At 67.7% G+C, this 19,739-nt stretch carries 20 protein-coding genes; 12 read left to right on the forward strand and 8 right to left on the reverse strand.

The features are described from left to right. Positions 1-203: 203 nt before the first annotated feature. Positions 204-1,106 (reverse strand): acyl-ACP desaturase, encoded by a 903-nt coding sequence (locus AU198_RS13325; protein WP_502689289.1) that lies wholly within the window; start codon positions 1,104-1,106, stop codon positions 204-206. A 322-nt stretch (positions 1,107-1,428) separates the two neighbouring features. Here AU198_RS13325 and AU198_RS13330 point away from each other — a divergent pair, with 322 nt between their 5' ends. Beyond that, positions 1,429-2,007, forward strand: coding sequence for an HhH-GPD-type base excision DNA repair protein (locus AU198_RS13330; RefSeq protein WP_064348622.1), 579 nt, complete (start codon positions 1,429-1,431; stop codon positions 2,005-2,007). Here AU198_RS13330 and AU198_RS13335 read toward each other — a convergent pair. Both AU198_RS13335 and AU198_RS13340 read right to left on the reverse strand, forming a co-directional pair. After that, on the reverse strand, positions 2,004-2,384 hold the full coding sequence (locus tag AU198_RS13335) for a recombinase family protein (RefSeq protein WP_064348623.1): 381 nt from the start codon (positions 2,382-2,384) through the stop codon (positions 2,004-2,006). The genes AU198_RS13330 and AU198_RS13335 overlap by 4 nt on opposite strands. 94 nt (positions 2,385-2,478) lie before the next feature. Further along, positions 2,479-3,138 carry a nitroreductase family protein gene (locus AU198_RS13340; protein WP_064348624.1) on the reverse strand — a complete coding sequence of 220 codons (660 nt, stop codon included), beginning with the start codon at positions 3,136-3,138 and terminating at the stop codon, positions 2,479-2,481. Positions 3,139-3,185: 47 nt separating this feature from the next. On the opposite strand from AU198_RS13340, the gene AU198_RS25780 reads away from it, so the two are divergent. Continuing rightward, positions 3,186-3,332 carry a DUF1059 domain-containing protein gene (locus AU198_RS25780; protein WP_066808023.1) on the forward strand — a complete coding sequence of 49 codons (147 nt, stop codon included), beginning with the start codon at positions 3,186-3,188 and terminating at the stop codon, positions 3,330-3,332. A gap of 158 nt (positions 3,333-3,490) precedes the next feature. Here AU198_RS25780 and AU198_RS13345 read toward each other — a convergent pair whose 3' ends face one another. Together AU198_RS13345 and AU198_RS13350 are read right to left on the reverse strand one after the other, a co-directional pair. Beyond that, positions 3,491-4,483: an Rv1157c family protein gene (locus AU198_RS13345; RefSeq protein ID WP_064348625.1), complete on the reverse strand. Its 993-nt coding sequence runs from the start codon at positions 4,481-4,483 to the stop codon at positions 3,491-3,493. A 66-nt stretch (positions 4,484-4,549) separates the two neighbouring features. Continuing rightward, a complete protein-coding gene (locus AU198_RS13350; RefSeq protein WP_064348626.1) occupies positions 4,550-5,107 on the reverse strand; it encodes a hypothetical protein in 558 nt (185 codons plus the stop codon). A gap of 177 nt (positions 5,108-5,284) precedes the next feature. On the opposite strand from AU198_RS13350, the gene AU198_RS13355 reads away from it, so the two are divergent. Continuing rightward, positions 5,285-6,445, forward strand: coding sequence for a mannosyltransferase (locus tag AU198_RS13355; RefSeq protein ID WP_064348627.1), 1,161 nt, complete (start codon positions 5,285-5,287; stop codon positions 6,443-6,445). Here AU198_RS13355 and AU198_RS13360 read toward each other — a convergent pair. After that, entirely contained in the window at positions 6,423-6,707 is a 285-nt protein-coding gene (locus tag AU198_RS13360) for a 4a-hydroxytetrahydrobiopterin dehydratase (RefSeq protein WP_064348628.1), read from the reverse strand. The two genes, AU198_RS13355 and AU198_RS13360, sit on opposite strands and share 23 nt — an antisense overlap. Positions 6,708-6,746: 39 nt before the next feature. On the opposite strand from AU198_RS13360, the gene AU198_RS13365 reads away from it, so the two are divergent. The 4 genes from AU198_RS13365 to AU198_RS13380 all read left to right on the forward strand — a co-directional run bounded on the left by AU198_RS13365 (position 6,747) and on the right by AU198_RS13380 (position 12,335). Then, positions 6,747-7,136, forward strand: coding sequence for a (deoxy)nucleoside triphosphate pyrophosphohydrolase (locus tag AU198_RS13365; RefSeq protein WP_064348673.1), 390 nt, complete (start codon positions 6,747-6,749; stop codon positions 7,134-7,136). An 87-nt stretch (positions 7,137-7,223) separates the two neighbouring features. Further along, positions 7,224-8,303: a hypothetical protein gene (locus AU198_RS13370; RefSeq protein ID WP_064348674.1), complete on the forward strand. Its 1,080-nt coding sequence runs from the start codon at positions 7,224-7,226 to the stop codon at positions 8,301-8,303. A 229-nt stretch (positions 8,304-8,532) separates the two neighbouring features. Further along, entirely contained in the window at positions 8,533-10,422 is a 1,890-nt protein-coding gene (gene typA / locus AU198_RS13375) for a translational GTPase TypA (protein ID WP_156431594.1), read from the forward strand. 95 nt (positions 10,423-10,517) lie between these two features. Then, positions 10,518-12,335: an ABC transporter family substrate-binding protein gene (locus tag AU198_RS13380; RefSeq protein ID WP_064348675.1), complete on the forward strand. Its 1,818-nt coding sequence runs from the start codon at positions 10,518-10,520 to the stop codon at positions 12,333-12,335. A gap of 5 nt (positions 12,336-12,340) precedes the next feature. Here AU198_RS13380 and AU198_RS13385 read toward each other — a convergent pair whose 3' ends face one another. Next, the gene (locus AU198_RS13385) at positions 12,341-13,567 is read right to left on the reverse strand and encodes a chloride channel protein (protein WP_064348630.1); all 1,227 of its coding nucleotides are present in this window, start codon (positions 13,565-13,567) and stop codon (positions 12,341-12,343) included. 39 nt (positions 13,568-13,606) lie between these two features. Between AU198_RS13385 and mshB the strand changes: the two genes are divergently transcribed. The 4 genes from mshB to AU198_RS13405 all read left to right on the forward strand — a co-directional run bounded on the left by mshB (position 13,607) and on the right by AU198_RS13405 (position 18,467). Next, on the forward strand, positions 13,607-14,500 hold the full coding sequence (gene mshB, locus AU198_RS13390) for an N-acetyl-1-D-myo-inositol-2-amino-2-deoxy-alpha-D-glucopyranoside deacetylase (protein WP_064348631.1): 894 nt from the start codon (positions 13,607-13,609) through the stop codon (positions 14,498-14,500). A 116-nt stretch (positions 14,501-14,616) separates the two neighbouring features. Next, positions 14,617-15,054: a hypothetical protein gene (locus AU198_RS13395; protein ID WP_502689290.1), complete on the forward strand. Its 438-nt coding sequence runs from the start codon at positions 14,617-14,619 to the stop codon at positions 15,052-15,054. A 118-nt stretch (positions 15,055-15,172) separates the two neighbouring features. After that, on the forward strand, positions 15,173-17,722 hold the full coding sequence (locus AU198_RS13400; protein WP_502689291.1) for a bifunctional FO biosynthesis protein CofGH: 2,550 nt from the start codon (positions 15,173-15,175) through the stop codon (positions 17,720-17,722). Positions 17,723-17,918: 196 nt separating this feature from the next. Then, positions 17,919-18,467 (forward strand): YceI family protein, encoded by a 549-nt coding sequence (locus tag AU198_RS13405; protein ID WP_064348677.1) that lies wholly within the window; start codon positions 17,919-17,921, stop codon positions 18,465-18,467. A 4-nt stretch (positions 18,468-18,471) separates the two neighbouring features. On the opposite strand, the gene AU198_RS13410 is transcribed toward AU198_RS13405, so the two are convergent. After that, positions 18,472-19,083 carry a DUF1353 domain-containing protein gene (locus AU198_RS13410; RefSeq protein WP_064348633.1) on the reverse strand — a complete coding sequence of 204 codons (612 nt, stop codon included), beginning with the start codon at positions 19,081-19,083 and terminating at the stop codon, positions 18,472-18,474. A gap of 311 nt (positions 19,084-19,394) precedes the next feature. Between AU198_RS13410 and fdxA the strand changes: the two genes are divergently transcribed. Next, positions 19,395-19,718, forward strand: a complete 324-nt coding sequence (gene fdxA / locus AU198_RS13415) for a ferredoxin (RefSeq protein ID WP_064348634.1) — start codon at positions 19,395-19,397, stop codon at positions 19,716-19,718. Positions 19,719-19,739: the final 21 nt, after the last annotated feature.

Consider the following 19,739-nt stretch of genomic DNA (forward strand, 5'->3'; position numbering starts at 1 on the left):
CGACAGAAATACCCACTTGTGGATTGTGGGCGGTGATCGGCGGGCCGCAGCTGATACGAACCATGCTTGGGTAGGCGGCCCCCTGCCCACGGCGGTCGCTAAGCGACACGGTCCTCACCGCGACGCGGACTCTGCGAGAGGTCTGTCGGTTCTTCCTGCGAGTAGCAGCGCGGCTAACGATCGATCGGCAACCAGAGGTTGCGTCACGCCATCGAGGGTTCCGCTTCGCGAGCGGCGCGCTTCTCCTCGTAGTGCTTTGCCCTGGCGTCGAGCGCGGCGAGGAAAAACGAGAGCTCGTCGCGGGCTTGTTCACCCGCCGGCCCGAAGTCGGTGCGCTCAAAGATCCGCCAGAACCGCAGCACCGGCTGGAGCACCGCATCGTGGTGCAGGCGCAGATCGTAGATGCCCGCTTTGGCGATCGTGACGGCGTTCTTGGCGTAGTCCGTCATGCCCTGCCCGGGCATTTGGAAACCCACTACTTCGTCGCGGATCGTCTGCATCGCCTCGTCCGGCGCGAGGTCGAGCGCGGCGGCCATCAAGTTGCGGTAGAAGATCATATGCAGGTTCTCGTCGGTCGATATGCGAGCGAGCAACTGCTCGGCGACGGGGCATCCTGTCGCGCGCCCGGTGTTGCGGTGCGCGATTCGGGTCGCCAGTTCTTGAAAGGAGACGTAGGCCAACGCTTGCAACACGGTCTTGTCACCGCTGTCGTAACCCGCCGTAGTGTGCTCCATCCGCAGCGCTTCCAACCGGACGGGGTCCACCCCACGCGTTACGACGAGGTAGTCGCGAATCGCGATCGCGTGCCGGCCCTCTTCGGCAGTCCATCGACCGACCCACTGACCCCAGGCGCCGTCGCGCCCGAACCGGGTGGCGATCTCGCGGTGATAGGACGGCAAATTGTCCTCAGTCAGCAAATTGACAATCATTGCTGTCTGCGCGACCGGGTCGAGCGGCGAATCCTCGGGTTGCCAATCGGTGCCACCGAGGAAGGAGAAATCCCGTCCGCGAGACCAAGGCACATAGTCATGCGGCTGCCAGTCTTTCGCCACGGCGAGGTGGCGGTCAAGATTGGCCGCCACCACGGGCTCGAGTTCGAACAGCACACTGACCTGCTGATCTGTCACGATTGCTACGCTAGCGTAGCTTACGGTTGCGTAGCTACGGTTTCGGGATTGTTGTGGCAATCCAACACCGGGAAGAATTGCCCGACGCAAGATTCGCGGTGGTTGGGGCGCGGTCGCCTTGATGCTTCGGCGAATGTGTACTTGCAGGCCGACTCGGCGCCGATCCGCCAGGCTTCCATACTGTTGGCGAACATCCGGCTCGCAGCACTTTCGCGAAGCCGGTGAATCACCGCATGACGGCTGCCTCTGCTCAACAATCGGGACGGCGGGCACCACAATCACGCAGCCTTAGACTGGCGTCGTGGCGAAACTGCAGCTTGTCCAAGATCGCGCGGCCGACGCGCTGCTGGAATCAAACCCATTCGCATTGCTGACCGGGATGCTGCTCGATCAGCAGTACCCGATGGAGGCGGCGTTCGCGGGTCCGAAGAAGATCGCCGACCGCCTGGGTGGCTTCGATGTCCGCGAGATCGCTGACTACGATCCCGAGAAGTTCGTCGAGTTGTGTTCGAAAACCCCTGCCATTCATCGCTTTCCAGGTTCGATGGCCAAACGGGTACAGGCGCTCGCGCAGTTGATCGTCGATCGCTACGGCGGTGATGCGGCCGCGCTGTGGACCGAGGGCGACCCGGACGGCGCCGAGGTGCTGCGTCGGCTCAAGGCCCTGCCCGGGTTCGGTGAGCAGAAGGCGAAGATCTTTTTGGCCTTGCTCGGCAAGCAGTACGGAGTGACACCCGAAGGCTGGCGCAAGGCCGCCGGGGACTACGGCAAGCCCGGCTCGTACCGGTCGGTGGCCGACGTGGTCGACGCCGGTTCGCTGGAGAAGGTGCGGTCGTTCAAGAAGCAGGCGAAGGCAGCCGCCAAGGCCGCGAAGGGTTAGACCGCGGCGTCCTCGGAGTCCAAGCGGGCCAGCGTCTTGATGACGGCTGCGACGACGCGGCCGGTGGAGGTACCGGTGTCGAGGCCCTCTTTGAGGGTGCGAAGCCGAAGGCCCCGTTCGCAGAGTTCGGCGATGGTGCGGGTCACTTCAGTGCCGGTGCGGCCGAGCCGGTCCAGCGCGACGACGACGATCGTGTCACCGGAGCGGGCGTAACTCAGCATCGCGTGGAGTCCCGCGCCGATGCGATCGGCGGAGTCGGAGAGCCGGTCGGTGAACACTCGCCGGGGGTCGACGCCTGCAGCGTTGAGCGCCGCGAGCTGACCCTCGAGGCCCTGCTCGGCGGCGCTTGCTGTGGCGTAGCCCAGCGTGCAGGTCACGTTCCGAAGGTCTCACGAAACTCAGAGGAGCGGAATCGACCACGCCATATCGAGTCTGGTTGCCGACCGAACTGTTATCGGACGTCCACACTTGTCATGCGCCGAGCGGTTCGCCGTCGAAGCGCTCCTTCGTGGCGATCTCGGCGACGGGCCTGCGGGTCAACTTCGTCAGTTGACGGATTGGCTTGCCGAGCGGCAGCAGCGCGGCGACCGCGTAGTTGTCCGGGATGCCCAGCAGCTCACGAACCTGCGGCTCTGCCGCAACGGCGGCCGTCGTGAGGACGCCGCCGTACCCCTCGTTGCGGGCGGCCAGCAGGATGTTCCAGACGAACGGGTACACCGATGCCCCCGCGATCAGCCCCACACGGTCGAGGTGTTGATCGAACGCGGCCACGACGCCCAGATCGACGCAGACCACGAGCACAACTTCGGCGGTGCGCAGCGGTGACTGGTTCGGCAGATTCACCGCCGCGATGGTCTGTTCGTCAACTCGGCAGGGATGCAACGGATTCCACGGACTTTCGCCGTTGCGCAGTTGCGCGATGTAGCGCTTCGTCCCGGGTCGCGCGTATTCGATCAGCGCTTCGCGCGTCGCCGGATCGCGCACGACGACGACCCGGTTGCCCTGGCGGTTGCCGCCGCTCGGCGCGAAGCGGGCATTGTCGAGAATGCGCTCGAGGACGTCGTCGGGCAGCGGGTCGCCGGTGTACTCGCGCACTGCGGCCGTCGTGCGCATGACGTCGTAGAGATCCATGGCTATATCTTGGGCTTGTCGGTGGCGACCTATGCGAAGGTGGGGATATGAAGACGCACCTGAACTGCCCGTGTGGCGAAGCGATTGTCGGTAAGGACGAGGAGGACCTGGTCGAGAAGGCCCAGGCGCACCTGTCCGAGTCGCATCCCGGCCGCGATTACGACCGGGACGCGATCCTCTTCATGGCCTACTGATCCTGATTCAGACCGACGCAATGGTCGATCGCGGGCGGGTGAATCACCCAAAGCGTCGGTTCGACGCCAACTGATCCCGGCGAGCGACCGCGTTTGCATGCGCCGCCGCGGCGTGTCGCGGGGCAAACACGGTCACTCGCGCGGTGGTTGACGGTCGCTTACGGAACGACCGTCGAGCCGATCGTCGGCATGAACTGGCACTGCCGTTCGGTGGTCGTGACCTGTCCGAAGATCGTCGACAGGATGCTGCCCGAACCGGTGTCGGCGATCGCGGTCAGTGTGGTCGGGCCCTCGGGGTTGATGTCCGAGCGCGGCTTGAGCGTGGCGCTGCCCGATTTGCCGGTGGTCAGGTTGACCCAGGTGACGTTGAGCGGCAACTTCTGCTCGGCCGCTGGACCCGGCGTGCCGACCGCGGTGAACACGTATGCGGTCTGGCCCGGGCCGGGGCCCGGAGTCGGGATCTTCGCGGGCCCGGCCACCGAAATCGCCGTGGCGAGCACGGTTCCGCCGTCGCCGAGGCAGCCGTTGCTGATCGACGGGTACATGAAGTCCTGCGTCGGCGGGGCGTCCGGGCCGAAGGCGGGACCGGGTGCGGCGGCAGGAGCCGGTGCGGGCGCCGGGGCGGCCTCGGGGGCGGGTGCTGGTGCCGGGGCGGCCTCGGGTGCGGGTGCAGCAGCAGCAGCGACCGGTGCCGCCGCAGGTGCGGGTGCCGGAGCGGGAGCGGCCGCCGGTGCGGGAGGCGCGTCCGCCGCCGGCGCCGCGTCCGGTACCGGTCCCACGGCGTGAGCCGGATTGATCCCTGCAGGCAGATGCGCCTGCTCACCCGGCACCGCACCGGGCGCGGGGTTGTGCGCGACGAACTGGTTGACCGCCGACGCGACATTTCGCGCCTCGGTGGGAGCGACCGCGTCACCGGCGAACACCGCGGCCGCGGCCATCAGCGTCGACGCGGCGTTCGTCGGATCGGCGGCGGCCTGCTGGATCGCCGGGCTGATGCCCTGGACCGCCGTCAGGCCGGGCGCCTGCAGCCCGTCGATCGGCGCCGGCGGCGCGGGTTCGGCGACGGCCACACCGGTCACGCCGCTGACGAGCAGCGTGGTCGATGAGCCGATCGCGAGGGCGACGGTGGCGAACATCCTTCGAGCTGACATGGCTCCCTCAGAACGTGGTTGTAGTGGTCGTGTCTGCCAGTGCGTAGTTCGGCGTCGCCCCGTTGATCACGGAAGAGCCGACAGCGGCACCAGCAGCGGCGCCATACCCGCGCCGGGAAGTGCCGGGGCAGCGGCCGGGGCGGCAGCCGCCGGTGCTGCGGCCGACGGCGTGGCCGCCTGTGCCGCGGCGGGCAGGAGGCCGGTCAACGGCGTTCCCTCGGGCAGCAGCGAGGCCAGCCCGGTGGGCAGGTTGGACAGCAGGTTCGCCGGGTTGGCCGGTGCGGTCGCAGGCGTCGCTGCGGGTGCCGCGGGTGCTGCGGGCATACCGGGCAGCGACGACGGCGGCTGCGGAAGGGTGACCGTCGCGGTCGCCGACGGCGGCGTCGCGGCGGGGGCGGCCGGGGTCTGAGCCGTGTTCAGCAGCGATGTGAAGCCCTGCATGAGCTGCGTCGCCGCGGCGGGGTTCGACGCCAACTGCTGGATGAGCGGCAAGCCCGGCACGCTGGGCGCGGGCGCCGGCGCCGCAGGCTGGGCGGTGGCGGTGGCGCTCAGCGCCAGCGCGGCCGAGACCGCTCCCGCAGCGGCGATCATGGTGGTCGCGAACAGTTTTCCGGTGCTGTGCATGGTTCTCCCAATCAGTTGTGTGGCACGCCTTGGGCCGAAGCTACGGAGTTACTGGTGTGACTCAAGTGACACGTGTGGCAGTGATTCAACCGTTACGCAAGCGAGGGGTTTCAGTGACCGGCCGATAGAGTCGGGCGGATAGACACCTCGACAAGCGCAGCCCCGTCAACGTCGCGGATGGCCGCCCGACTGGCCGCTGCGGCGCCCGTGCTGTTGGTGGTCAGCATCGCGGCGCGACTCGCGTGGACCTATCTGGCGCCCAACGGTGCGAACTTCGTCGACCTGCACGTGTACGTCGGAGGTGCGGGCACCCTGGACCAACCCGGCGCGCTCTATGACTACGTCTACGGCGAGCAGACCCCGGACTTTCCGCTGCCGTTCACGTATCCGCCGTTCGCCGCCGTGGTGTTCTATCCGCTTCACTTGCTGCCGTTCGGCCTCGTCGCGCTGTTGTGGCAACTCGGGATCATCGCCGCCCTTTACGGCGTGGTGCGAATCAGCCAGCGGCTCCTGGGTTCCGGCGATCGGCGTGTGGCGATGTTGTGGACGGCCGTCGGCATCTGGCTCGAACCGCTACGCAGCACCTTCGACTACGGCCAGATCAACGTGGTGCTCGTGCTGGGCGTCCTCTACGCGGTGTACAGCACGCGGTGGTGGTTGTCCGGCCTGCTGATCGGCGTCGCGGCCGGGCTGAAGCTGACGCCCGCGGTCTCCGGGTTGTACTTTCTGGGTGCGCGACGGTGGGGGGCGGTGGTGTTCTCCGCAGTCGTATTCCCTGCGACCGTGGGGCTTTCGGCATTGGTCGTCGGCGACGAGACCCGGCGCTACTTCACCGAACTGCTCGGTGACGCCAACCGTGTCGGTCCGGTCGGCACATCGTTCAACCAGTCGTGGCGCGGCGGCATATCCCGGATCCTCGGACACGACGCGGGTTACGGGCCCGCGGTGGTCGCGGGCATCGCGGTGACGGCGGTGCTGGCGGTTCTGGCGTGGCGGGCGATCGGCGGAGCCTCGGACCGGCTGGGGGGGATCGTCGTGGTGCAGCTGTTCGGTCTGCTGCTGTCGCCGATCTCGTGGACACATCACTGGGTGTGGCTGATCCCGTTGATGATCTGGTTGCTGCACGGGCCGCTGAGCGCCCGGCGGGGCGCGCGGATATTGGGCTGGGGGTGGCTCATCCTGACCCTGATCGGGGTCCCCTGGCTGCTGAGCTTCGCGCAGCCCACGATCTGGGTGATCCCGCGACCGTGGTATCTGGCCTGGGCCGGGCTGATCTACATCGTCGCCACGCTGGCCACCCTGGCCTGGATCGCCTCTACTGGCCGACGATCCCGTTGATGTCCTTGGCCATCTCGACGTCCTTGTCGGTGATGCCGCCCTCGGAATGCGTCACCAACGCGAAAGTCACTGTCCGCCAGCGAATATCGATATCGGGATGGTGATCCTTGTTCTCCGCGTGCTCGCCGACCCGGCGAACGGCGTCGATGCCGTCGAGAAACGCCGGGAACTTGATCGAGCGGCGCAGGGCGCCGTCGGCGCGTTCCCAGCCGGGCAGATCGGGCAGTGCGGCGTCCACTTGTTCGTCCGTTAACACAGCCATGTCTTCGACCGTATACCGTCAGCCGCAGTGTCGAACCAGATGTCGAATCAGATCGTCGTCGCCGGTGCCCTCATCAACGAGGCCTCGCTGCTGGTCGCGCAGCGCGACCGGCCCGCAGAACTGGCCGGATTGTGGGAGTTGCCCGGCGGCAAGGTGGCCGCCGGTGAGACGGAGGAAGCCGCGCTGGCCCGCGAATTGCACGAGGAGCTGGGCGTCCTGGTCGACGTCGGTGCGCGGATCGGCGACGACGTCGCACTCGGCCCGACCATGATCCTGCGCGCCTACCGCGTCACGCAGACCGGCGGGACCCTGCACCCCAACGACCACCGCGCCCTGCGCTGGATCAGCGTCGGCGAACTCGACGACCTCGTGTGGGTGCCCGCTGACCGCGCGTGGTTGCCCGCGCTAAGGCGAGAACTCGGCGGTTGACCGTTCGAAGCGCGGGCCCGCGACCGAATGGGACCGGGTTTCCGATCGGTCGACCGGCGGGCGGTGCTCGCAATATTCTTGCCGTTCATGCGCGTGCTGCGGTTCCTCTGGCGAGGAGTGCTCGCCTTTGACCGGATCGGTTCGCGCATTCCGCAACTCGTGCAGATGTGGCTCGTCGAATTCTTGTTCGCCATCCCACTGACCTTCTTCATCGCCAAGATCATCGACATCCGCGGTGCGTTCGGCGTACCGGGCACCGGCGAAGCCATTCCGGGCGTGTTCTGGGGTGCGCTGGTCGTGTCGATGGTCTGTGGGTTCTTCTTCTTCCGCACCCTGGTCAAGCCCCGGGTGAAGCAGGGATCGTGGACACCAATGGTGCGCGCCGACGTCGGAGACGTCACCGTGTTCGGTGGAAACCGCTCGTGGCGCGTCGAATACCAGTACCTGACAAGCCATCCGTCGTATTCGCTGTTGCTTCTTCTCACCGCGCCCATCCCCGCCGTCATGGTCCTCATGACGATCAATCACGGCGACAGCACCTTCTACTGGCGCGTCGCGGGCATCGTCGGGCTCAGCGTGTTGGTGCTGATGGCGTTGGCGAGAGTGCTCAGTTGGTATGTGTTCCGCTTCGGCCGGCGCGAGATCGGGGAACATGCTGCCGGGCAGGGGGTTTCGGAGCGAAAGCTCGGTTGGGAGATGGCGTGGAAGCCGCTCCTCATGTTGATCGTGATGGTGTACGCGATCGTCGCGATTCCGCTCGCGTACATGTGGTGGGATGAGCTGCGCACCATCGACAAGTTGCCCGTGGTGACCGCGGCGGACAGCGCCGACGCGGTCGGACAGTACCGGCGGGTCGAAGGCGACGTGACCGGTGAGCCGGTCTACTGGGCACCGCGAGGGGCCGGCCGTGGCGGCAACAACTTCTCCGGAGCCGGTGTGCTGGTTGAACTTTCGTCCGGCGGGGAAGTGCTGCTGCTGGCCGAGTCGCTGTCGGTGCCCGACTTCGTCGGAGTGATGAAGGACGTGCGCAACGGCGAGATCCACACGCACGGCCGGGTGACCGACGAGATCACCGAAACACAGCGCGAGTATTACGGCTTCGACGAGAGCGACTTTCCCGTCCCGCCACCCGATGGCCGGGTGATGGTGCTGCTGTCGTATCCGTAGACGCTATTTCCGTCGGCGGGCGCGCTTGTGGACCTTCATGAGATCCTTGCCGCGGATGCCATTGCGCTCGGCCCTGCGGACTTGGTGAACGACTACAGGGCAGCGCTTGCAGCGAGGTTGGCTGCGGCAGCACTTCTTCTTCGGCTTGAGGTCGGCGAGCTTACTGGGCTTCAAGTGACGGACATCTCTCGTTTTCGTGATCGGCCGACCGCACTGCGACAATCTCGAAGTGGATTTTAGGAACGTCGCCATCGTGGCACATGTCGACCATGGGAAGACGACCCTGGTCGACGCCATGCTGCGTCAGTCGGGCGCGCTCACACACCGCGGCGACGACGCCACCGAGCGCATCATGGACTCCGGCGACCTGGAGCGGGAAAAGGGCATCACGATCCTCGCCAAGAACACCGCCGTGCACCGCCACCACGCCGACGGCAGCGTGACCGTCATCAACGTGATCGACACCCCCGGACACGCCGACTTCGGCGGCGAGGTCGAACGCGGGCTGTCCATGGTCGACGGTGTGCTGCTACTGGTCGACGCGTCCGAGGGGCCACTCCCACAGACCCGCTTCGTCCTGCGCAAGGCGCTGGCCGCCCACCTGCCGGTCATCCTCGTCGTGAACAAGACCGACCGCCCCGACGCCCGCATCAGCGAGGTCGTATCCGACAGCCACGACCTGCTGCTCGACGTGGCGTCCGATCTCGACGTGGAAGCACAGAAGGCCGCCGAGGAGGCGCTCGGTCTGCCGACGCTGTACGCGTCCGGCCGGGCCGGCATCGCCAGCACCACCGAGCCCGCCAACGGCGAGAATCCCGACGGCGCCAACCTCGACCCGCTGTTCGACGTCCTCATGGAGCACATCCCGCCGCCCAGCGGCGACCCCGAAGCGCCACTGCAGGCCCTGGTCACCAACCTCGACGCCTCGGCGTTCCTGGGCCGGCTGGCGCTGATCCGCATCTACAACGGCAAGCTGCGCAAGGGCCAGCAGGTCGCCTGGATGCGCGAGGTCGACGGAGTACCCGTTGTCACGAACGCCAAGATCACCGAACTGCTGGCCACCGTCGGCGTCGAACGCAATCCGACCGACGAGGCCATCGCCGGTGACATCGTCGCCGTCGCCGGCATGCCCGAGATCATGATCGGCGACACCCTCGCCGACCCGGACCATGCGCACGCGCTGCCGCGCATCAGCGTCGACGAGCCGGCCATCTCGGTCACCATCGGCACCAACACCTCACCGCTGGCGGGCAAGGTGTCGGGCCACAAGCTCACCGCGCGGATGGTGCGCAACCGACTGGACTCCGAACTGGTCGGCAACGTGTCGATCAAGGTCGTCGACATCGGCAGGCCCGACGCATGGGAGGTGCAGGGCCGCGGCGAGCTGGCGCTGGCCGTGCTCGTCGAGCAGATGCGCCGCGAGGGTTTCGAGCTGACCGTCGGCAAGCCGCAGGTGGTCACCCGCACCATCGACGGCAAGCTGCACGAGCCGTACGAGGCCATGACCATCGACTGTCCCGAGGAGTTCGTCGGCGCGATCACGCAGCTGATGGCCGCGCGCAAGGGCCGCATGGAGGACATGACCAACCACGCCGCGGGTTGGGTGCGGATGGACTTCATCGTGCCGAGCCGCGGGCTCATTGGTTTCCGCACCGACTTCTTGACCATCACCCGCGGCACCGGCATCGCCAACGCCGTCTTCGACGGCTACCGGCCGTGGGCGGGGGAGATCCGCGCCCGGCACAGCGGTTCGCTGGTGTCCGACCGCAGCGGCCAGATCACGCCGTTCGCGATGATCCAGCTCGCCGACCGCGGCCAGTTCTTCGTCGAGCCCGGCCAGGAGACCTACGAAGGTCAGGTCGTCGGCATCAATCCGCGCGCCGAGGATCTCGACGTCAACGTCACCCGGGAGAAGAAGCTCACCAACATGCGCAGCTCGACGGCCGACGTCATCGAAACGCTGGCCCGGCCGTTGGAACTGACCCTGGAACAGGCCATGGAGTTCTGCGCCGAGGACGAATGCGTCGAGGTCACCCCCGAGGTCGTGCGCGTGCGCAAGGTGGAGCTGAACGCGAGCCTGCGCGCCAGGGCCAAGGCCCGCGCGAAGGCCCGAGGCTGAAACCGGCGGTCGCCGATCGGGCGGGCGGGTCCAGGCTGCCCGATACCCTGTCAGTCGTGCCCGGCCCCCGACGCGTCATCGCCACGTTGTCCGCGATGGTGACACTCCTGGCCGCCTGCACCGTCAGCCCGCCGCCCGCGCCGCAGAGCACCGACACGCTGCAGCCTCCGCCGCCTCCTCCGTTGAAGGCGACGCAGATCATCATGGCGATCGACTGGATCGGCCCGGGTTTCAATCCGCACCTGCTGTCGGATCAGTCGCCGGTGAACGCGGCGATCAGCTCGCTGGTGCTGCCCAGTTCCTTCCGGCCGATCGCCGATCCGAAGACCCCGACCGGGTCGCGCTGGGAGCTCGACCGCACGCTGTTGGACTCGGCAGAGGTGACGAGCCACGATCCGTTCACCGTCACCTACAAGATCCGCCCCGAGGCGTCGTGGACCGACAACGCTCCCATCGCCGCCGACGACTACTGGTATCTGTGGCAGCAGATGGTCAGCCAGCCCGGGGTCGTCGACCCGGCGGGCTACGACCTGATCACCGGCGTGCAGTCGGTCGAGGGCGGCAAGACCGCGGTCGTGACGTTCTCTCAGCCGTATCCGGCGTGGCGCGAGCTGTTCAACGACATCCTCCCAGCCCACATCGTCAAGGACGTGCCGGGCGGATTCGCCGCGGGCCTGGCGAGGGCCCTGCCGGTGACGGGCGGTCAGTTCCGCGTCGAGAACATCGACCCCCAGCGCGACGAGATCCTGCTGGCCCGCAACGACCGGTACTGGGGGCCTCCGGCGAAACCCGATCAGGTGTTGTTCCGGCGGGGCGGTGACTCGGCGGCGCTGGCCGACTCGATCCGCAACGGCGACACGCAGGTCGCCCAGGTGCACGGCGGGTCGGCCGTGTTCGCCCAACTCTCGGCGATCCCCGACGTGCGCACGGCGCGGATCGTCACGCCGCGCGTCATGCGGTTGAGTCTGCGGGCCCAGCAGCCCGCGCTGCGGGATTCGCAAGTGCGCAAGGCGATCCTGGGACTGCTCGACGTCGACCTTCTCGCCGCCGTCGGCGCGGGCGACGACAACACGGTGACGTTGGCGCAGGCTCAGGTGCGCTCGCCATCGGATCCCGGGTACGTCCCCACGGCACCGCCCGCGATGGCCAAGGAGGACGCCCTCGGTTTGCTGGCCGACGCGGGCTACGAGCTGGAACCGGTTCTGACCAGTGCGCCGCCCACTCCCGGGAACCCGCCGCCGGACGGCGACCGCGGACGCATCACCAAGGACGGCGAGCCGTTGACGGTGGTGATCGGGGTGGCGGCCAACGACCCGACGTCGGTGGCCGTGGCCAACACCGCGGCCGACCAACTGCGCAACGTCGGTATCGCCGCATCGGTGTCGGCGCTCGACCCCGTGGCGCTGTACGAGGATGCGTTGCCCAACAACCGGGTCGACGCGGTGGTCGGCTGGAACCAGGCGGGCGGGGACCTGGCCACGTCGCTCGCGTCGCGCTACGGCTGTCGGGCGTTGGAGGCGACACCGGTGGCGACGGCCCAACCGGGCCCCAGGACAACGGCTGCGGCCACCCCGACGCCGAGTACGACGCGGCCCACACCCACCGCCACGACACCGAGCCCGCCACCCGAGCCCGAACCGGAAGAGCTGGTCCAGGCGCCGAGCAACATCACCGGGATGTGCGATCGCAGCATCCAGCCCAAGGTCGACGCCGCGCTCGACGGCAGCGAAGACATCGCCGACGTCATCACGGCCGTCGAACCGCGCCTGTGGAACATGGCGACGGTGCTGCCGATCCTGCAGGACACCACGATCGTGGCGTCGGGCCCCAGCGTCCAGAACGTCAGCCTGTCCGGTGCGGTACCGGTCGGCATCGTCGGCGACGCCGGCGAATGGGTGAAGACCAAGCAGTAGCGGTCTCAGCCAGCGAGCCGCTTGTCGCGCAGCTCGCGCAGGCCGTGTGTCGCGAACGCCGCGATCGCGAACACCCCCAGTAGCCAGTACGGAGGATGTGCGAGCTCCCATACGAACAGCGCCGCGAACGCCGGCGCCCGCTGGGTGATCGCCAGCACGCCTGCCGCGCACGTCAGCGACAAGGCTGAGACGGGGATGTCGGTGCCCGCCCACTGATTGAGCGCCAGGGCGACGAGCGACCCGGCGGCCGCACCCGTCGCCAACGCGGGAGTGATCAGGCCGCCGACCGCGCCTGCGCGCAGGAACACCGCGGTGAGAAGTGGTTTCAGCAGCAGGATCATGGCGGCCGCTCCGAGGGTGAGCCCGCTGTTGACGCTGACGGTGAGGATGCTTGTGCCGTTGCCCGGCAATTCGGGCCACCAGATCGAACACACGCCTGTCAGCAGGCCGGCCGCGGCGATCGCGGGGATCAGCACCCATGAGCGCTTCTGGACCCGCGGACGGGCGGCGGTCATGACCCGGTCGAACGCCAGGCCGACAGCGGCGGCCAGCGGCGAGATGGCCACGGCCAGGGACGCGAACAGCGGCGATAACTCGAAATCGGGCCACGTCAGCGCATGCTCGAGATGGGTGACCGGAGCTGCCACCGCCACGGCGAGGCTCGACGTGATCAGCGCCGCGCCGACCGCGCGCGGATGCCAGGTCCTGAGCAGGATGCTCGCGGTGAAAAGAGCTCCGCCCAACGGCACGCTGTACACCGCGCCCAACCCGGCGCCCGCGGCACAGGAGAGCAGGATCTCGCGATCGCGGGCCGTCAGAGCAAGCCGCGTCGTCCCGAAATCGCACAGCGCAGCGGCGATCTGGCGCGGCGCACTCTCGCGACCCAGCGATGCGCCCGACCCGACGAGCACCACCTGAAGTGTGGCGTCTATGCACAACGGCAGACGGGGCAGTCGCCGAGGCTCGCTGATCGCCGAGGACAGCGACGGGATCTCGGTGCGCCGCCGCAACAGCCACCACCCGCAACCGGCCAGCGCCCCGCCGATCATCGGGCCTGCGGCGCGCCGGATCGCACTGCTTCCGCCGACACCGGTCAGCAGGGTGCCGAACGAGTAGTGGTAGGTGAGGTGTTCGACTCCGTGCAGCAGCAGCGTCGTGGCCGCACCCGCGACGCCTGCGAGCAGGCCGATGATGACGATCGCGCAACCGAACTCCACGGTGCGCCGGGACACCTCGTGAATGTATGCCAGCCGGCAGGCAAGCTGGTGCGAATGGAACGCGATGCTGTTGACACCGGTGCGCGGCTGTTGTTCGTGCACGCCCATCCCGACGACGAGACGCTGACCACCGGCGCCACGATCGCCCACTATGTCGCCCGCGGCGCGCAGGTGCGCGTCGTGACGTGCACGCTCGGCGAGGAGGGTGAGGTGATCGGCGAGCGGTGGGCGCACCTGGCCGTGGACGAGGCCGATCAGCTCGGCGGGTACCGCATCGGCGAGCTGACCGCGGCCCTGAACGCCCTGGGCATCGACGAACCGGAGTACCTCGGCGGGGCCGGGCGCTGGCGCGACTCGGGGATGGCCGGCACGCCGCGGCGCCACCATCAGAGGTTCATCGACGCCGATCCCGCCGAGTCGGTCGGCGCGCTGGTCGAGGTCATCCGCGAACTGCGCCCGCACGTCGTCGTCACCTACGACCCGCAGGGCGGTTACGGCCATCCTGACCACATCCACACGCACGAGGTGACGATGGCCGCCGTGGCGGCCGCCGAAGGTACGGACTTTCCGGGTGAACCGTGGAGGGTGCCGAAGGTCTACTGGGCGGTGGTGTCCAAGGACGCGATCGCCGAGGGGCTCGCGGGGATCGACGACGCGCCCCCGGAGTGGACCCGGGTGACCGCGGACGAGGTGCCGTTCGGCTATCCCGACGACGAGATCGACGCGGTGATCGACGATCCCAGGCAGTTGAGCGCCAAGGTGGCGGCGATGCGCGCGCACGCCACGCAAATCAGCGTCGCGCCGGACGGCCGCTCGTTTGCGCTGTCCAACAACATCGCGTTGCCGATCGGCGCTGCCGAGCACTACATCCTGGCAGCGGGAACGGCCGGTGAACGCGATGCTCGAGGATGGGAAATCGACCTACTCGCCGGACTGGACCTTCTTTAGCGGCGCCTGCAGGGAGTAAGCTCGCCCGCAGTCGGCGGCGCGACGAAGGGACGGCACATGGACCCAGATCTGGATCCCAACCTGCAGCACTGGCAGGACCGGTTCGACAGCCTGCAGTGGGTGATCGGTTCCCTGACCGGCATGCTGGACAGCATCCCGACCTGAGCTCTCTCACTTCTGCCACCACGCCTCGAAGCGTGGCGGTTCTGACGTTGCTGGCCGTCGACGGCGTGCTCTGCGCCATCGCTTCGGCCATGTTCCTTCCGCTCCGCCTGGGGTCCACCCCGTTTCCGATCAGCGCGCTGATCGCCGGCCTGGTCAACGCCGCGCTGGTGTGGGCCGCGCTGCACTGGACGTCGTCGCCGCGGGTCGCGGCCCTCCCGCTGTGGACCTGGCTGTTGACGGTCGCGCTGATGACGCTGGGTGGGCCGGGAGACGATCTGATCTTCGGCGGGGCCGGGGTCATGCAGTACGCGGCCTTGCTGCTCATCGTGCTCGGCACGCTGCCGCCGGCAGCGGTGCTGTGGCGGCACGTGAACCGAGGACTAGGGTGACCGGTATGTCAGGCGTATGGCACGCGCATGCGGTCTCCGAATGTGAGACCGTGGGGATGAAACTCTTCGGCGGCGGGGTTACAGGGGAGTGGCTCTGAACCCTCAGCGCGGCGCCGATCTGCCCGACCCGGTGATCTCACCGAAGCCCGATCAGCCCAGTCCTGCGGCTCTGCGGCGGGTGCTGCGCCGCGCACGCGACGGGGTGGCACTCAACGTCGACGAAGCCGCGATCGCGATGACCGCCCGCGGTGACGACCTCGCCGACCTGTGCACCAGCGCGTCACGGGTGCGCGACGCCGGGCTCGAGGCGGCGGGGCGGCGCGGGCCCTCAGGAAGGCTCCCGGTCAGCTACTCGCGCAAAGTGTTCATCCCCGTCACGCATCTGTGCCGCGACACCTGCCACTACTGCACGTTCGTCACCGTTCCGGGCCGGCTGCGTGCGCAGGGCAAGGGCATGTACATGGAGCCCGACGAGATCCTCGACGTCGCGCGGCGCGGCGCGCAATTGGGTTGTAAGGAAGCGTTGTTCACGCTTGGTGACCGTCCCGAGGCGCGGTGGGACGAGGCCCGGCAGTGGCTCGACGAGCGGGGGTACGACTCGACGCTGGACTATGTGCGCGCGATGGCGATCCGCGTCCTCGAGGAGACCGGGCTGCTTCCGCACCTGAACCCCGGCGTGATGAGTTGGTCGGAGCTGTCCCGGCTCAAGCCGGTCGCGCCGTCGATGGGGATGATGCTCGAGACCACGTCGCGGCGACTGTACGAGACGCGCGGTGCCGCTCATTACGGAAGCCCGGACAAGGACCCCGAAGTCCGGCTGCGGACGTTGGCCGACGCGGGCCGGTTGTCGATCCCGTTCACCACGGGCCTACTCGTCGGGATCGGGGAGACGCTTGTCGAGCGGGCCGAGACCATCCACGCTATTCGCCGGTCGCACAAGGAGTTCGGGCACGTTCAGGAAGTGATCGTGCAGAACTTCCGCGCCAAGGACCACACCGCAATGGCCTCATCACCCGATGCGAACTTCGAGGACTTCCTGGCGACCATCGCGGTCACCCGGCTGGTGCTGGGGCCCAAGATGCGGGTTCAGGCGCCGCCGAACCTGGTGTCGCGCAACGAGTGCCTGGCCCTGGTCGGCGCCGGGGTCGACGATTGGGGCGGTGTCTCGCCGCTGACTCCCGACCACGTCAACCCTGAACGTCCGTGGCCTGCGCTCGACGAGTTGGCCGAGGTGACCGCCGACGCCGGATACGATCTGGTGCAGCGGCTCACCGCGCAGCCGCAGTACGTGCAGGCGGGTGCGGCGTGGATCGACCCGCGGGTGCGGGGCCACGTCGACGCGCTGGCCGACCCCGACACCGGTTTCGCGCGGGACGTCAACCCGAGCGGTCGGCCCTGGCAGGAGCCCGACGAGGCGTCGGAGTCCTTGGGCCGCACCGATCTTCACTCCGCGATCGATGATGCGGGTCGGCTCACCGAGACCCGCAGCGACCTCGACAGCGCGTTTGGCGACTGGGAATCGATCCGCGAGAAGATCTCCGAACTCGCGGCCAGGGCGCCCGAACGCATCGACACCGATGTGCTCGCGGCGTTGCGCGCCGCCGAACGCGATCCGGCCGGGCTGTCGGACGACGAGTACCTGGCGCTGGCGTGCGCCGACGGTCCCGCTCTGGATGCCGTTGCCGCGCTGGCCGATTCGTTGCGCCGCGACGCCGTCGGCGAGGACGTCACGTTCGTCGTCAACCGCAACATCAACTTCACCAACATCTGCTACACCGGCTGCCGGTTCTGTGCCTTCGCCCAGCGCAAAGGCGACGCCGACGCGTACTCGCTGTCGGTGGACGAGGTCGCCGACCGGGCGTGGGAGGCGCACGTCGCCGGCGCGACCGAGGTGTGCATGCAGGGCGGCATCGACCCCGAACTGCCCGTCACCGGATACGCCGATCTGGTGCGCGCGGTGCGCAAGCGGGTGCCGGCGATGCACGTCCACGCGTTCTCGCCGATGGAGATCGCCAACGGCGTCACCCGCAGCGGCCTGTCGATCCGCGAATGGCTGACGTCGTTGCGCGAGGCCGGTCTGGGCAGCATCCCGGGCACGGCGGCCGAGATTCTCGACGACGAAGTGCGTTGGGTGCTGACGAAGGGCAAGCTGCCGACGTCGATGTGGATCGAGGTGGTGACCACCGCCCACGAGGTTGGGCTGCGATCCAGTTCGACGATGATGTACGGCCACGTCGACCAGCCGCGGCACTGGGTCGGCCACCTACGGGTGTTGCGCGAGATCCAGGATCGTACGGGCGGTTTCACGGAGTTCGTGCCGCTGCCGTTCGTGCATCAGAGCTCGCCGCTGTACCTGGCGGGCGGTGCGCGGCCGGGCCCGACGCACAGAGACAACCGCGCCGTGCACGCGCTCGCGCGAATCATGTTGCACGGCCGGATCTCCAACATCCAGACCAGCTGGGTCAAACTCGGCGTCGAGCGCACCCAGGTGATGCTCACCGGCGGCGCCAACGACCTCGGCGGCACGCTGATGGAGGAGACGATCTCGCGGATGGCCGGTTCGGAGTTCGGTTCCTACAAGACCGTCGAGGAACTCGTCTCGATCGCCGAGGGCATCGGCCGCCCGGCACGCCAGCGTTCCACGACGTACGCCCCCCTCGCCGCGTAGCCCTACTTTCTTCCAAGTGCGAGCGACCGCGTCTGTGTGCTCATTTCCCGCGCGAGCGACCGCGGCTGCACCCCGACACGCCGCGTTTCCGCGGCATTTGGCGGTCGCTCGCGGCCTGAAGAAGCTACGAGGAATAAAAGCGGACTGTAGTCCGTTTCTGCTTGTGTAGGCCAAACGAAACGAAGGAGCAATGAATATGACCACTGCTGTTATGACCCCCCTTTCCGTCGGCACCTGGGCCATCGACCCGGCGCACTCGACCGTCGGGTTTTCCGTACGTCACATGATGGTGAGCAAGGTGCGGGGCACGTTCGACGACTTCAATGGTGCGATCACCGTCGCCGAGGACGGCACCCCCTCGGTCACCGCCGAAATCAAGGTCGACTCCGTCAACACCCGCAGCGAGCAACGCGACGGCCACCTCAGGTCGGGCGACTTCTTCGACACCGCCAAGCATCCGATCGCCACCTTCACCTCGACCGGTGTGCGGCCCAACGGTGACACCTACCTGGTCGACGGCGACTTCACACTCAAGGGCGTCACCAAACCGATCACCCTGGAAGTTGAGTTCAACGGCGTCAACCCCGGCGCGGGACAGGGCGAGGTCGCAGGCTTCGAGGCCTCGGTTGTGTTGAATCGCAGAGACTTCGGCATCGACATCGACATGCCCCTCGAGACCGGTGGCGCCGTCGTCGGCGACAAGGTCACCATCACTCTCGAAATCGAGGCGCTCAAGCAGGCCTGACCCGTCAGGTCTTGAGCGGCAGCGGTGGGGGTGTCTCGTCGGGCACCACCACCGCGACGGCCGACTCGAGAAGCCAGAACACCACCGTCGAGACCAGGATCGCGAGAGCGGGCAGGACGACGATCGGCGCCGCGACCAATAACACCAGAAGCACTGCGCCCGGCACATCCTTCCACCATCCGGCGCCCCCCTTGCCCTGCAGGATCGCGGACAGCCGCACCGTCGCCCAGATGATCCAGCGCCTCAGCAGGCTCACGCCGTCACGCTGCATCTGGAGGCGAAAGCGATAGTCGGCGGTCCGGCGGTCGCACCCCGTGCGTTCGGGAAAGCGCCACAGATAGTCGTGCAGGACGGCCGCACGCGCATAGCGTCCGGCGCGGGGCACGAACCAGGCGACCACGCCCGGCACCGAAACCAGGTCGGTCGCGAAATCGGGACCGACCTCGAACTGCTTGTTCGGTCCGTCGAAGCCGAGCGGCTGCGTGGTTCGCCATTCGTCCCAGGCGCTCTCCTTGAAGAACCTCTTGGCGGCGCGTACAGCGTCGAGTTCCTGCGCCGTCAGTTGTCGGACATGGAGGACGGCCGTCCGGTCGGCCGGCGGGACGCAACGTTCCATCTCGCAGGTATAGCAAGTCCGAGCCGCAGCGAGCGTGCGCAAAAGGCTGCTGAACGGCGGCGTGTCGGCAACAAACACGCACCGTCGTCAAAGGTGGGTGGGCAGTGAGGGGTGTCCGCTAGGCAGTTGTATGTGCGACGTTTAGTATCAGTAACCACGCGCAACCCTTAACGGGGATTGCGCGTGAAAGTTAGGGCACACTGAGACGACCGTCCAAGTATCGACCACGGATACTTGCGGCTGAGCTTGGATGCCCACCCCGTACGGCAGCCCACCGGACAGGAGATCGAGGAGACCTTGAGGAGAACACGGTGACGTACGTCATTGCCGAACCCTGTGTCGACGTCAAAGACAAGGCGTGTATCGAGGAATGCCCAGTCGACTGCATCTACGAGGGCGCCCGCATGCTCTACATCCACCCGGATGAGTGCGTGGACTGTGGTGCCTGCGAGCCGGTGTGCCCCGTCGAGGCCATCTACTACGAAGACGACGTGCCCGATCAGTGGAGTAGCTACACGCAGATCAACGCCGACTTCTTCAACGAGCTGGGTTCGCCCGGTGGCGCGTCGAAGGTGGGTCAGACCGACAACGACCCGGAACCGGTCAAGAGCATGCCGCCGCAAGGTGAGGACTGACAACGGCTCACGCAGCGCGCA

Source organism: Mycobacterium sp. GA-1199 (assembly GCF_001500045.1).
Classification (GTDB): Bacteria; Actinomycetota; Actinomycetes; order Mycobacteriales; family Mycobacteriaceae; genus Mycobacterium.